This window comes from Aeromonas sp. 82P, from assembly GCF_051919365.1.
In the GTDB taxonomy this organism is placed as follows: domain Bacteria; phylum Pseudomonadota; class Gammaproteobacteria; order Enterobacterales; family Aeromonadaceae; genus Aeromonas; species Aeromonas veronii.
The window spans coordinates 2,220,257-2,233,385 of record NZ_JBQBEV010000001.1; the positions used below are offsets into that span (position 1 = coordinate 2,220,257).

14 protein-coding genes and 1 riboswitch are annotated in these 13,129 nt (G+C 57.9%); of the genes, 2 read left to right on the top strand and 12 right to left on the bottom strand.

Annotation, left to right across the window (positions count from 1 at the left end; all coding sequences use genetic code 11):
- Positions 1-63: 63 nt before the first annotated feature.
- Together lysC and argA are read right to left on the bottom strand one after the other, a co-directional pair.
- The gene (gene lysC, locus ACTG2S_RS10225) at positions 64-1,416 is read right to left on the bottom strand and encodes a lysine-sensitive aspartokinase 3 (protein WP_274160417.1); all 1,353 of its coding nucleotides are present in this window, start codon (positions 1,414-1,416) and stop codon (positions 64-66) included.
- A gap of 90 nt (positions 1,417-1,506) precedes the next feature.
- Positions 1,507-1,730, bottom strand: a riboswitch (Lysine riboswitch).
- A gap of 107 nt (positions 1,731-1,837) precedes the next feature.
- Positions 1,838-3,166: an amino-acid N-acetyltransferase gene (gene argA, locus ACTG2S_RS10230; RefSeq protein ID WP_005345063.1), complete on the bottom strand. Its 1,329-nt coding sequence runs from the start codon at positions 3,164-3,166 to the stop codon at positions 1,838-1,840.
- A 268-nt stretch (positions 3,167-3,434) separates the two neighbouring features.
- Between argA and msrA the strand changes: the two genes are divergently transcribed.
- The gene (gene msrA, locus ACTG2S_RS10235; RefSeq protein ID WP_005352745.1) at positions 3,435-4,067 is read left to right on the top strand and encodes a peptide-methionine (S)-S-oxide reductase MsrA; all 633 of its coding nucleotides are present in this window, start codon (positions 3,435-3,437) and stop codon (positions 4,065-4,067) included.
- Positions 4,068-4,328: 261 nt separating this feature from the next.
- Here the strand turns inward: msrA and ACTG2S_RS10240 are convergent, their stop codons facing one another.
- The 3 genes from ACTG2S_RS10240 to ACTG2S_RS10250 are packed head-to-tail and all read right to left on the bottom strand — an operon-like array spanning position 4,329 to position 5,590.
- Positions 4,329-4,664, bottom strand: a complete 336-nt coding sequence (locus ACTG2S_RS10240) for a DUF3802 family protein (protein WP_005333735.1) — start codon at positions 4,662-4,664, stop codon at positions 4,329-4,331.
- 57 nt (positions 4,665-4,721) lie between these two features.
- A complete protein-coding gene (locus ACTG2S_RS10245; RefSeq protein WP_439982446.1) occupies positions 4,722-5,210 on the bottom strand; it encodes a GNAT family N-acetyltransferase in 489 nt (162 codons plus the stop codon).
- Positions 5,207-5,590 (bottom strand): MmcQ/YjbR family DNA-binding protein, encoded by a 384-nt coding sequence (locus ACTG2S_RS10250; protein ID WP_069555061.1) that lies wholly within the window; start codon positions 5,588-5,590, stop codon positions 5,207-5,209. The genes ACTG2S_RS10245 and ACTG2S_RS10250 overlap by 4 nt, the downstream gene beginning before the upstream one ends.
- A 118-nt stretch (positions 5,591-5,708) precedes the next feature.
- Here ACTG2S_RS10250 and ACTG2S_RS10255 point away from each other — a divergent pair, with 118 nt between their 5' ends.
- Complete coding sequence (locus tag ACTG2S_RS10255) at positions 5,709-6,500, top strand: alpha/beta fold hydrolase (RefSeq protein ID WP_040066426.1); 792 nt, start codon at positions 5,709-5,711, stop codon at positions 6,498-6,500.
- A 217-nt stretch (positions 6,501-6,717) separates the two neighbouring features.
- Here the strand turns inward: ACTG2S_RS10255 and yidD are convergent, their stop codons facing one another.
- The 7 genes from yidD to ACTG2S_RS10290 form a co-directional block, all read right to left on the bottom strand.
- Positions 6,718-6,927, bottom strand: a complete 210-nt coding sequence (gene yidD, locus ACTG2S_RS10260; protein ID WP_439982447.1) for a membrane protein insertion efficiency factor YidD — start codon at positions 6,925-6,927, stop codon at positions 6,718-6,720.
- Positions 6,924-7,151, bottom strand: coding sequence for a DUF4177 domain-containing protein (locus tag ACTG2S_RS10265; RefSeq protein WP_129503841.1), 228 nt, complete (start codon positions 7,149-7,151; stop codon positions 6,924-6,926). Before ACTG2S_RS10265 ends, yidD begins: the two co-directional genes overlap by 4 nt.
- A gap of 136 nt (positions 7,152-7,287) precedes the next feature.
- Positions 7,288-7,494 carry a KTSC domain-containing protein gene (locus ACTG2S_RS10270; protein ID WP_317102167.1) on the bottom strand — a complete coding sequence of 69 codons (207 nt, stop codon included), beginning with the start codon at positions 7,492-7,494 and terminating at the stop codon, positions 7,288-7,290.
- Positions 7,495-7,579: 85 nt separating this feature from the next.
- Complete coding sequence (locus ACTG2S_RS10275; protein ID WP_407956819.1) at positions 7,580-8,452, bottom strand: hypothetical protein; 873 nt, start codon at positions 8,450-8,452, stop codon at positions 7,580-7,582.
- Between the two features lie 477 nt (positions 8,453-8,929).
- A complete protein-coding gene (locus ACTG2S_RS10280) occupies positions 8,930-10,003 on the bottom strand; it encodes a lipocalin-like domain-containing protein (protein ID WP_439982450.1) in 1,074 nt (357 codons plus the stop codon).
- Positions 10,000-12,417, bottom strand: coding sequence for an FtsX-like permease family protein (locus ACTG2S_RS10285; protein ID WP_439982452.1), 2,418 nt, complete (start codon positions 12,415-12,417; stop codon positions 10,000-10,002). The genes ACTG2S_RS10280 and ACTG2S_RS10285 overlap by 4 nt, the downstream gene beginning before the upstream one ends.
- Before the next feature lie 30 nt (positions 12,418-12,447).
- On the bottom strand, positions 12,448-13,128 hold the full coding sequence (locus ACTG2S_RS10290) for an ABC transporter ATP-binding protein (RefSeq protein ID WP_274160421.1): 681 nt from the start codon (positions 13,126-13,128) through the stop codon (positions 12,448-12,450).
- Between the last annotated feature and the right edge of the window lies 1 nt (position 13,129).

Consider the following 13,129-nt stretch of genomic DNA (forward strand, 5'->3'; position numbering starts at 1 on the left):
ACAAATAAACAGGGCGCCTTGCTGGCGCCCTGTTGCGTGTTCGAAATTGCCTAGCGGTGAGGGTCAGTCCAGCAACTCCTGATGGAGGCGGTTGACGATATTGCCCGCCTCGCTCTCCTTGACCAGGAAGCAGAGGTTGTGGGCGCTGGCGCCGTAGCAGATCATCCGGATGTTGTGCTCGCGCAGGGCGTCAAAGACCTGACTGCCCACGCCGTTCACTTCGCTCATCCGGTTGCCGATGAGCGCCACCAGTGCCAGACCGGTTTCCACCTCCACCTTGCAGAGTTGCCCCAGTTCGGCCAGTACCTTGTCGCTCAGGATCGGTTCGCCGTTGCTCTGGCTGCCGGTGTGATCCAGCGTCAGTGACACGCTCACCTCCGACGTGGTGATGAGATCGACCGAGATACGGTGACGGGCCAGAATGCCGAACACTTCGGCCAAAAAGCCGTAGGCGTGGAACATGTTGAGGCTGTGCAGGGTCACCAGCACCTGCTGGCGGCGCAGGGCGACGGCGCGAAACAGCGGGCTTGAATCTGTGCTGGCGCGGATCCAGGTACCACCGGCGGCAGGATCCTTGGCGGAGCCGACAAACACCGGAATATTCTGGCGCACCGCCGGTTGCAATGTGGCGGGGTGCAGCACCTTGGCACCGAAGGTGGCCATCTCGGCCGCCTCGACAAAGCTGATTTCGGGAATGGGGCGGGCGCGGGTGACGAGGCGCGGATCCGTGGTGTAGATGCCGGGCACATCGGTCCAGATCTCGATACTGGCGGCATCGAGCGCTTCGGCGAGCAGGGCCGCGCTGTAGTCAGAGCCGCCGCGCCCCAGCGTGGTGGTGCGGCCATCGCCATCGGCACCGATAAAGCCCTGGGTGATGATAAGGCTGTCGCCAAGCTGCGGGCCCAGCGTCTGCTGGCAGAGGGTACGGGTGGTGGCCAGATCGACGGTGGCCTTGCCAAAGCGGCTGTCGGTGCGCATCAGCTGGCGCACATCCTGCCAGTGGGCCTTGACGCCGCGCTGGCGCAGCAGCTCGGTAAAGAGGCGGGTAGACATCAGCTCGCCGCAGGCGATGAGGCGATCGGCCAGCTCCGCATCGGTATGCTGGTGGGCTTGCTGGGCCATGAGGCGGATCTCGTCCAGCTGGCCATGAATGAGGGCGCTCACATCAACAGGGTTGCCGAGAGCGGCCAGAATGGCCTGCTGGATCCCGGCCAGTTTGGCCAGCTGCTCGTCGCGGCCCGCCTCGTCCAGCTCCCCTTGTGCCAGAGCGACCAGCAGGTTGGTGACACCGGCACTGGCGCTCAGTACCACCACCCGGGTGGCGGGATTGGCCAGCACGATGTCGGCGCAGTGATTCATGGCCGGGAAGTTGGCGACACTGGTTCCGCCAAACTTGGCGACATTGATCGGGCTCATTGCTTACTCCTGTCTTATTTTAAGATTCCGGTTCCATCGGGCAAAAAAGAGAGGAGGAGGCTGAAAATGGCAGGAATGAACGAAGCTATCCCGGCCAGAAGCACTCCACCTGCAGAGCCCATCCCGTACCGCCCCTTACAGGGCGCGGTGGGGGATGATCACTACCGATGACAACCCGGGGGATTCAGCCCCCGCAGCCGACGTTGAGGTTACCAGTCTCCTCACTCGTCTCGGCGCTGCTCCCCCTGACCCAAGTTCACCGGACGCTGGCGTCCTCCCTTGGGCTGCCTGGGCAGCGCTCCTCTTCTGGCTCCACCAGGGCGGTGGAGTGCATTTAGAAATAACCTGCGTTGGATTGCACTGTCAATCGAGTTTGTGAAAAAGTTCAAATTGTCGGCTAACTCAACACAGAATCAATGGCTTAGGCAATGGTCTTTGACAAAACCTTGGAACGGCGCTGCCAGTTGTAGAGACGCTGGCGCGCCACCGGCAGATCTTCCACTTCCAGCGGATCGAAGCCCCGCTCCCGGAACCAGTGGATGGAGCGGGTGGTGAGCACGAACAGGCGGCGAATGCCGAGCCGCTTGGCCCGCTCGGCCACCTTGGCCACCAGCTGATCCCCCCGGTTGGAGTTGCGATAGTCGGGGTGGATGGCGACGCAGGCCATCTCCGCCATCGCCTCCTCCATAAAGCAGTAGAGGGCCGCGCAGCCGATGATGAGACCATCGCGCTCGATGATGGTGAACTTGTCGATCTCCATCTCCAGCTGCTCGCGGGAGCGGCGCACCAGAATGCCTTCCTCCTCCAGCGGGCGAATGAGATCCAGAATGCCGCCGATATCCTCGATGGTAGCGGCGCGGGCCTGTTCGGCACTTTCCCGCACGATCTGGGTGCCGAGGCCGTCGCGGCTGAACAGCTCCTGCAGCATGGCGCCATCATCCTGATAGCTCACCAGATGGGAGCGGGGCACGCCGCCACGGCAGGAGGCAATGGCCGCACGCAGGTAGCGGGCAGTGCCGGACATCTCTTCGCCCGCTTGCTCCAGCTCCACCAGCAGCTCTTCGGCCTGCTCGGGGAAGAGCTCGGAGATGGCTTCGCCGCGTCTGTCCATTACCCCCTGGGTGCTGCTAAAGCAGATGAGTTTGTCCGCCTTGAGGTCGACCGCCACCCGGCGAGCCACCTCTTCCGAGCTCAGGTTAAAGCTCTCGCCGGTAACAGAGCAGCCGATGGGGGAGATGAGCACCAGACTCTTCTGATCGAGCTGGCGGGTGATCCCCTCCACGTCGATGCGGCGCACCCGGCCGCTGTGGCAAAAGTCGATGCCATCATCCACCCCCAGCGGCTGGGCGGTGACGAAGTTGCCGCTCACAACGCTGATCCGCGCCCCCTGCATGGGGGTATTGGCGAGCCCCATGGAGAGCTGGGCGGTGATGTCATATTGCAGGCCGCCACACACCTGTTTGATGATGGTAAAACTCTCGTCATCGGTGACCCGGATCCGCTTGTGATACTGGGCCTCGATACCGGCGCGGGCCAGCGCCTCATCGTTTTGCGGACGTGAACCAAACACCAGCACCAGGCGTATGCCCAGTGTCTGCAGCAGGGCGATATCGCTGACGATATTGGCGAAGTTGGGGTGGCAGATGGCTTCTCCCCCCATCATCAGCACAAAGGTGGCACCCCGATGCACATTGACATAGGGGGTGGATTGCCGGAAGGCATTGACCAGACTGGGTTCGCGTTCACGCACTTGATATTTCTTCCATAAAAAAACAGCGATTGGCTCAATATATGAAAATTAATTCACAAATCAAGACTAAATATTGATTTTGGCCGTTTCTGGTCTACGAGGGGCGGCTTGGCCGTGCGGATCGGGAAAGAGGGACGGACGGTGCAGATGGCCGCCGGAGCGAGCGGGGAGGGGCCCGCCGGTTGATCCGGCGCGATAAACTGCTATCTTCGATGCTCCTTTTCGTCAGCTGTGTGATTTCACAGGGTTTTATACAAGGACAGAATTCATGGAACAGATTATTTCACCGGCAGATGCCCTGCCGGGACGACGCGAAGCGATGGTGATTGGTCAGCAGCATGCGGTGAATGGCAACCCGACCCAGGGTCCCTGGCCCGAGAACATGGAGATCGCCTGGTTTGGCATGGGCTGTTTCTGGGGCGTTGAGCGCCTATTCTGGCAGCAGCCGGGCGTCTACTCCACCGCGGCAGGTTATCAGGGCGGCGTGACCCAGAATCCCACCTACAAAGAGGTGTGCAGCGGGCTGACTGGTCATGCCGAGACGGTGCAGGTGGTGTTTGATCCGGCGGTGATCAGCTACGGCGACCTGCTCAGACTGTTCTGGGAGCAGCACGATCCGGCGCAGGGGATGCGTCAGGGCGGGGACATTGGCACCCAGTATCGCTCGGTGATCTTCTATGGCGACGAGAGCCAGCAGATCATTGCCCAGCAGAGCATGGCGGCCTACCAGCAGGCGATGGCGGCAAGCGGCGACAGCCGTGCCATCACCACCCGCATTCTGCCGCTGGCGCCCTTCTACTACGCCGAGGATTACCATCAGCAATATCTGGAGAAAAATCCGGATGGTTACTGCGGATTGGGTGGCATTGGAGTCTGTTTGCCACCCAGCCTGAACCGCTGAACAGGTTTGTAGTCGATTTCTTAATAAAAGTGAAAATAAATGGTCGGAGGAGGGAACTTATTGCGACCAGTCGGGACTAACTAGGTAGCGTCCAGGGATCGGATGCAAAGTCCAGACACATTTCTTGCCTTGATAACCGCCTGATGAATGAACGCACTGGCGGGTTGAAAATGATAGCAAGCAGGGCTGCCCACCAAGGCGGCCCTTTTCCTTATCTGCTGCTTTGAAATCTTGCGTTGGGCGGGAGAGCCGGACGGCAGATCAGCCGATGGCGCTGTCGAACAGGTTCTTGATGAGATCGATAAACTCGATGAGGAAGGTTTTCTGTTCCGGGGTCGGGGCGCGCAGCCAGACGGCGGAGAGCACCTCTTCCAGGTCGGCGACCACGGCGTCGGCCTCCTGCATGATGGCGAAACGCACCTTGGGATCGAGCTGGGGGTTTTGCTCGCAAATGGCCATCAGGTTGCTGGCAACACGGCCACTGACCAGATCTTCGATGGTCTCTTCACCATCGTTCTGCTGCTGGGATTCAAACAATCCCAAACTCTCCACCAGATACTCGATCAGCGAGATATAGCCTTCACTTTCTACCACCATGGTTGCTGCCTCAATACAGTAACAATACGAAAATTAAGCGTATTTTAGTGGCTTGCCCTAGCTTGGCAAGCAGCAGTGCAGGCGATGGCGCGTAAAACTGACTCCGCCCCGCTCTACGCACTCCAGCCCGGTCAACGTAAAGCCATGTCGTAAAAATAGCTCATAACTGAAGGCGCTGGCCTCGGTGGTGATGAGGGTCATACCGAGCCCTCTGGCCCCTGCGAGCGCAGTGGTGAGCAGCAGATTGCCCAGTCCCTGGCGCTGATGGTCGGCGCTGACATAGAGCAGACTGAGGTGGCCATCGGGGCTCAGGGTGACAAAACCGAGGGGCACATTTGCCTGCTCCGCTACCCAGCCGTGGTGCTCGCGCAGCTGGCTGACAAAGCCCGGATGATGTGAACCGAGGGCCCACTGCTCCACCTGTTCGGCGCTGTAGTGCTCGGGGCCGCTGCGTCGCACCGCCTGCTCAAACAAGGCTACGAGGGCGGGGATATGTGCCTCACCAAGGGGGACAATACAAAGTGCTGGACTAAGTGCTGGCGTCATAAGGTTGGATCGTCAGTGGGGGAGAGGGGGCGCGGCGCCTGTGGCCGTTTGGCTTTGGGCAGACCCGCGACAACCCGCTCATAGGAGTGGTGCACCCAGCCCTGCCACAGATCATCTGGCAAGGTGCTGTTCAGGGTTACTGTGTTCCAGTGTTGCTTGTTCATATGCCAGCCCGGTTTGACCTCGGGGTGGATCTCGCGCAGCAGCAACGCCAGCTCGGGCTCGCATTTGAGGTTGATGGTCAGCGGCTCGGCCTGCCAATCCACCAGCGCGAACATCTTGCCCGCGATGCGGTAGACCAGGATCTCCGGGCCAAACGGGGTATCTTCGGTGGCGCCCGGCAGGGAGAGCAGAAAGTGGCGCAAACGGGTCAAATCCATGGAAAGTTCTCGCGCAAGGGGTGATCCGGGTCATGTCAGGCGCATATCTATCGGCGGGCCTGTTCTGTTAATATGCGCGCAGCCGAGTATACCCCCCATCACCAAGGGAGCCTATTGGATGTTGTATCACAAGACTTTCGAACTGGGTCCCGAGCGGGATTGGGTGGTGTTTGTCCACGGCGCCGGTGGCAGCTCCTCCATCTGGTTCAAACAGCTGCGCGCCTATCGCGAACACTTCAATGTATTGCTGCTGGATTTGCGCGGCCACGGCCAGTCCCACCAGCTGCAACAGGTGGTCAAGGGCCACTACAGCTTTCGGGAAGTGACCGAAGATATCGTTCGGCTGCTCGATCATCTCGATATCCGCCGCGCCCACTTTGTCGGCATCTCCCTTGGTACCATCCTTATTCGCCATCTGGCCGAGCTCTGCCCGGAGCGGGTCAAGAGCATGGTACTGGGGGGCGCCATTTTGCGGCTCGATATCCGCTCGCGGGTGCTGGTGCAACTGGGCCGACTCGGCCAGCACTTCCTGCCCTATATGTGGCTCTATCGGCTGTTTGCCTTCATCATCATGCCGCGCCAGCACCATCAGGAGTCGCGCAACCTCTTTGTGCGCGAGGCTCGCAAGCTCTGCCAGAAAGAGTTCAAACGCTGGTTCCGCCTCGCCACCGAGGTCAACCCGCTGATGCGTTACTTCCGCGAACGCTCCCTGCCCATACCCACCCTCTATGTGATGGGGGAGGAGGATCATATGTTTCTGGCGCCAGTGCGCGAACAGGTGGCCCGCGATGCCAGCTCCTCACTGGCGGTGATCGAACAGTGCGGCCATGTCTGCAATGTGGAGCAGCCGGAGCAGTTTAATCGCCGTACCCTGGCGTTTATTCAATCGTTGGGGAGCGGGAGGAAATAACTAGTTATCTCGAATTGTTACTCAGAGCTGGAGATATTCGAGTAAAGATTTTTTTGTGGTGTATTCTCTATCGGTTAGGATGTGGTGTGCCTACTCGCCGAATAAACGATCTTAATCTGATAATTGAAAGAAACCCCGGAATAAAATTTTTTGCCGGGGTTTTATAATGTTAATGTCAATTGAATATGCACTTCTTTGACGTTTAGGTAACTAACTGTTAAGGTAAGTCCTCACCGCCTTTATATAAGGCACCATTACAACGCTTTATTCGTAAATAACCGTATCGGCAACCTTTTATTGCGCCGTATTTTTCAATGGCTGCAATGGTATAGTTAGAGCATGAAGGCGTGTAAATGCACCGTCTATTATGAAGATGGCGTAAATGTTTCTGATAAAATCGAACAGCCAATATTGCCATTATCTTCATAACTCTTTCTCAAAAACACAGACTAACCAAGCTCCTTTTCCACCCCCACAGCCAGCGACGGTAACTTCTCTAAAATCACTAGAATGTAAACGCCATCCACTTTCGGCATATTGATTAAGGAAAGCTTGAAATTGTTCACAGCGTTTAGAGTCCCATCCATTATCTTTCGCACCACAACCTGATACGGTAGGGATAAATGTATCAACTTTATATGTGAAAGGCATAATAACTCCTGAGTTCAACAAAGTACGGGTTTTCTAAAGATTAAGTTAGATTGTTTTTGTATCAAGGAGCGCGTTATAAATGTGCTGCCCATAATCAACATAAACAGATGCACTCACAAAATACGGTCTTTAAAGATTAATTCCTATATCTACCTTTTATATGTTGATGGTAGTATTGACCAACTGAACGTGCAGTTACAAAAGACCTAAAAATATGTTCTGGAACGCTATAAAACGTATATACAGGATTGCTATCTTCGAAATCAATAAACATTTGCATAGACTCTGCATTGTAACCAACGCGACGAATTGCAGTTGAATTTACATGTATCCATTCAGTCATATTTTTATCCTTTTAATTTATTATCGGCTCTAGGTTGGATTGTTATTAACTTAATGACTTTCATGTTTTTAATAACAAGCTATAGCTAATTTAGGCGGACTGGTTGCACTGCCGCAATTAGAGCTGGAACATCAATATTATTTAGCTTTCCATCCTTTAGCTTTTTATGTAGATATGGCCCGAATTTTTGCGTTACATAAATGTTGTCCATCCAGCGACGGAATTCTCCAAGAGCATCTACAGGGTAAATCCATGCCATCGGATCTTTTTGAGGAAAATCAATAGGGAAGTTATGACGGTGTTTTATTCTATCACCATATTTATGATTTAGCGCATGATCACTCCAGTGCTTTCCCCATGCGATACCAACGCTAATGTCAGGCATTGTTTTGCTGTCAAACGGCATACCGTTTCTAATGCTGGAAATTATTAAGTTAGCAATTTCAGAGAACACACTAAAATAACCAGATGGCAACTCATTGAGAGTTATCCTCTCATGAAATACTTTCCAGTAATGTGGTATTGCATCTTCAGGGTTATAACCTGTGTGTTCATATATAAATGTGCGAAGTGTTAATTTTGCAAGGCTACGGTAGTTACGTTTTGCTTGTTCTTGAGGTATTTGTGAGTCGAAAGCATAATACTCAAGGATTGCCATGCAATTTGTATCATTAATAGCATGGTAAGTTTTTCCATCAACAGTAATTGGCACATAAAGATTATTTGGATCACCTCCCTGCTCTAGAATTAGTCTCTCTATAGCTTGGCCACGAGGCTTAGTGCGCAAGTCAATTTGCCAGTCTTTTACTAGAGTAATAATAACACTCGGAGCTACACCACAAAGTGTAGCCAAACCTCTTGCGCCAAGGTAAGGGGTTCCATCATTCATAACTCCCATTTCAATACCATCAGGAGCTGTATGCCTGACAGAAGATAGTTGAAGTTTATATTGCTCCATGGATTCCTCTTTTTAGTATCATTCTATGAATGAATATGTTTATTTAAATTTCAGATGATGACGTTAAACATTGTGATGATATTTTCCTATCAGCCAAAAGATTACTGCTGCATGAATTTTCAGCCTTTGGCATGCTGTTTTTAACCCAATTAAGGCGGGCCAATCCATACGCTTTTCCTAGCTGCCTTTGGAACCTTGAGTGCCGGATGAGAAAGATATCAAACGATGACTAATTTAAGTGAGCAAAAAGTTAGTTATCGCTCGGATTTTGAAAGGTTTTTTGACGAGGATCAGACTAGAGCCAAATTGGCTGCGGGTTGAACGGGGGAGGGTTGTTCGATAAACAAACAGAAAAGGCATCCTTGACGACTGATGCCAAGTGACAGGGGGGGCTGGGCAAAATCACTGTGATGCCCTGTTATCAGGGCGATTTGTTTTTAGGTCATCGATCAGACCGGCCACGTTTGTCGAGGGTGTTCAGTAGCCGGTCATCTCCAGATAGCCAACTCCCTTGGCATCCCCCGAGACAGAGACAGCTCCCTCCCAGTAGTCAAAGCGACCTGTCATTGCCTGATTGGGCTGACGGGCTTTGATGGTGAGGCTCATTCCGGCGGCGTTTAGCTGCCACTCGACGGGGTAATCCTGCCCCTTGGGGCCGCGCCAGGTGTTGCCCGGCGTAAGGTGAATCGCGTCGGGGGCGAGCACCCGGCTGCTGCCATCGTGCTCAATCAAAATACCGTAACGATTTTCTGGTTCTGCGCGGCCTGCCTTGGTGCGCAGGCGAAACAGCATCAGCTCGCGGCCATCGGCCAGTTGCAGCGAAAACCAGTCCCAGCCCGATTGCCATTCGGCCAATACCGAGCTGCTCCACTCGTGATCAAACCACCCTTGTCCGGTGACGGTGCGGGTTTCGCCATCACGAGTCAGGGTGCCGCGAAGAGTGAGGCGCGGGTAGGAGTAGTAAAAGGAGGCGTTGCCCGGGCTCTTCTCGCTGTAACCGGCCTTGCCTTGCAGCACCAGCGGCTTGGCGGCAGTGACGGTGAGGTTCAGCTCGCCAATCTTGCTCTGCACCTTGAGGGTGGCGGGGAACAGCGCGGCCCCTTGGGAGGCAAGCCGCCACTCCCTGAGCCAATATTGGCCACCGCTGGCCCCCGCCAGTCCCGGCCCCTGCCGACTGGCCCGTTCATCTTGCTGGTGGCTACCACGGTCGAGATCCGTGATGGCAAACTGGGCCAGCCAGAGCTGGGGGGTTAGCCAGGGGTTGCTGGTGCGGAGTTCTTGTTCGATCCCTTGCCGAAACAGGGTCCACTGCATGCCATATTCGCGCCCCTGCTCATCCTTGAGATTGCCGGTGAGATACCACCACTCGGAGCGGTAATCGGGGTGAGCTGCGTGCTCCTCCGGCAATTGGATGGTTTGCCCCGGCAGCACCTTTTTAAAGCTGTCGTTGCCACCCCCGAGCAGGGCGCCCAGATCGCTGGCAGCGATAGTCCCGCTATAGAGCGTCCAGAGCATACCCAGCGCCAGCGGCCACCCTTTGATCTGTTTCATACCACTTTCCTTGCCGCATACCAGGAGGCCAGTGCCCCACATACCGGTGCCAGTAACAGGGCGGTGACCGCATGAAGGGGGGCGGCCTCGAAGGCGAGGCGCCAGCCAAAGGCGCGGGGGTTGACCACCTCGATCAGCACCCAGGCGAGGCCATAGCCCACCGGCAGGGCCAGCAGGGCGGTAAGCAGCCCCAATCCCGCCCCTTGCCACACCAGCAGCTGGCGGCAGTGGCGGGGGCTCAAGCCCAGACTCTGCAAGGTCTGCAGCTCGCCACGGCGCGCCAGCCCCAGCACCATAAAAGCCGAGCCAATCCCGACAAAGGCGATGCCGAGGATCAGCAGTTTCAATAGCTCGGTCACCACAAAGGTCTGGTCAAACACCTTGAGCGCCGCGCTGTGGATGGCGGGGGCGGAGAGCAGATTGAGCTGCTCGCCAAAGCGCTCGCGCAGACGGTCGGCCAGTTGCTCGGGGTCGTTGCTAAAGAGGGCGAGGGATTGCACCGCCCCCGCCTCGAAGGCGTGCAGGATCTGTCCCTTGTCGCTGCCGTAATCCTGATAGACGCCGGTGACGGTGAACTGCCTTGGCCCCTGCTCGCCGCTGATCGCCAATGTCTGGCCCACCTTGACCCCGAGGCGCACCGTCAGGGGTTCGCTCGCCAGCACTTCGTCGGGGCGGGTGGGCCAGCGTCCGGCCAGCAGCGGATAGGCCGCTTTAAGCTGGAGAATAAAGTCCATCTGCGCCCACTCGATGGGCTGCCCCTGCCAGCCGGCTGGGTGCACCGAGCGGCGCGAGGCGGCGCTCACCAGCGGATTGGCGAGCAGGGTCTTAAGGGTCGCTTCGCTCAAGGTGCCCTTGTTGCCCGCCACCCCCTTGGGGGCGGTGACATAGAGATCGGCGGCCAGACGCTGGCCGAGCCAGATCTCCACGCTTGAGCGAAAGCTCGACACCATGACCCCGATGCCGATGGCCGCCGCGATGGCCAGCTGCAATGCCATCACCGCGATGGCGGTGCGGTCGAGATGATAGAGGGTCTCGGCCACCCCGAGCCGGGCGGTGAGGGGGCCGCCCGCACGCCGTCGCAGCCAGCCAAGCAGGCCGCGCAGGGCATCGGGCAGCCAGAGTGCCATGGCCAGCAGCCAGCCGCCGGCGATAAAGAGGGCGCCAGTGAGACCCGTTTGCGGTAGCCACAGGCACAGAGCGCACAGCAGCAGGATGGCGATGGCCAGCACGCGCCGTCGCCACGGGTGAGCGGGGGGACGGCTGCTTCCCGCTCGCAGTTCGAGGGGGGATTGGCGCAGCAGTTGCCACCAGCCGGGCAGGTTGGCAGCCAGCGTGCCGAGCAGCCCGATCAACAGCGCCTTGAGCAGGCTCACAGGGGAGAGGCGAAGCAGATCGATGGGGTTGGGCCCATAGAGATCGGCCAGCGCCTGGGTCAGTTGCCCCATCAGGGCGAGAGCCAACAGGCTCCCCAGCAGCACCCCGAGCAGGGTGCCCACCGTGGCGAGAATAAGCAGCTCCAGAATGAGCCAGCGCAGTACCCGGCTCGGCCCCATCCCCAGAATGATCAACTGGGCCAGCTGGGGGCGGCGCACGCTCTGGACAAATCGCTGGGCGTTGAACACCAGAAACAATCCCACCGCCATGGCGAGCAATGAGAGCGCCGTCAGGTTAAGGGCCAGTGCATCGCCAAGCTGGCTGGCATCGAGCGCCGGACTGATGGGCTCAAGCCACAAGGGCTGGTTCGGGTAACGGGTGTGCAGAGTGGCCTGCAGGGTACGAGCCTCAGCGTCACTTAGCTTGAAGACGATGCGATCGAGCCGACCCGCTTTATCCAGCAGCGGTTGGGCGAGGCCGATGTCGGTTATCAGCAGCCGCTCCATGGGCACGGCGCCCGGTTCGAAGGTGCCCGCTAGGGTCAGGGTCAGGGTTCGGGCGCTGGCGCCCAGCACAAAGCGTCGGCTCTGGCCCGCTTGCCAGCCAAGGCGCTCCGCTTCGGGGGCCGACAGCCAGACGCTGTCGGCGCGGTTGAGGGAAAAGTCGGGCTCGCTTGCGGGTTGGGCGCCAAACAGCTGGCGCAGGAGGCCGGTGTTGAAGAGATCCATTCCCAGCAGTTGAAAGCTGCGCCCCTGCTCATCTTTGAGCCAGCCATGGAGCTGGGGCATGGCATCGAGGGCGGGCTGGCTGGTCACCAGCTGCACGTGAAGCTGCTCATCCAGCCCGCCAGCAGGGGCCAGCCGGTAGTTGGCTTCTCCTGCCAGCTGGCTGCGGGCGGCGACGAAGTTGGTGCGGGCACTGTGGTTGAGCAGCTCGATGGCCACCACCAGTGACACCCCCAATACCAGCCCGGCCAGACTCATCAACAGCAGCCAGGGGTGGCTGCGATAGAGGCGCAGCAGCGCTTTGAGTGGCAGCATCAGCGTGTCTCCGGCTGGCGCAGTTGCCGCTTAGTCATGATGGGGTCTCTTGAGCTCGATAAGTTGCCCCCCTTCAAGGCGCAGCACTCTGTCGGCCAGGGCGGCATAGGCGGGGTTGTGGCTCACCAGCAGCAAGCCAGCGCCGGTATCGCGCACCGCCGCCACCATCAGCGCCATCACCTGTTCGGCATTGTGCTCATCGAGGCTGCCGGTGGGCTCGTCGGCGAGCAGCCACTGGGGCTGATGGATAAGGGCGCGGGCCAGCGCCACCCGCTGTCGCTGGCCGCCGGAGAGCTGCTCCGGCCAGGCATGGCGCTTGTGGCTCATATCGAGCCGGTGCAGCAACTGGTCAATCCTTGTCTCATCCGGTGGCATACCGTTGATGGCGAGCGGCAGGGCCAGATTCTCGACCACGTTGAGGGTCGGCAGCAGGTTGAAATCCTGATAGACGATACCGAAATGGCGACCCCGCAGGCGCGCCCGCTCGTCGGGGGATCGGTTGTCGATCCGGGTCTCCCCCTGCCAGACCTCCCCTTCGTCCGGTGCAATCAGCCCGGCGATCAGATTGAGCAGGGTCGACTTGCCGCAGCCGCTTTGGCCCAGCAGCAGGGTGATCTCGCCAGCAGGGAGGGCGAGATCGAGATGGTGGAACAGCGGCAGTCGTTCACTGCCGTTATCGAAGCTCTTGCAGAGGTTGCGCAGGGTCAGCATG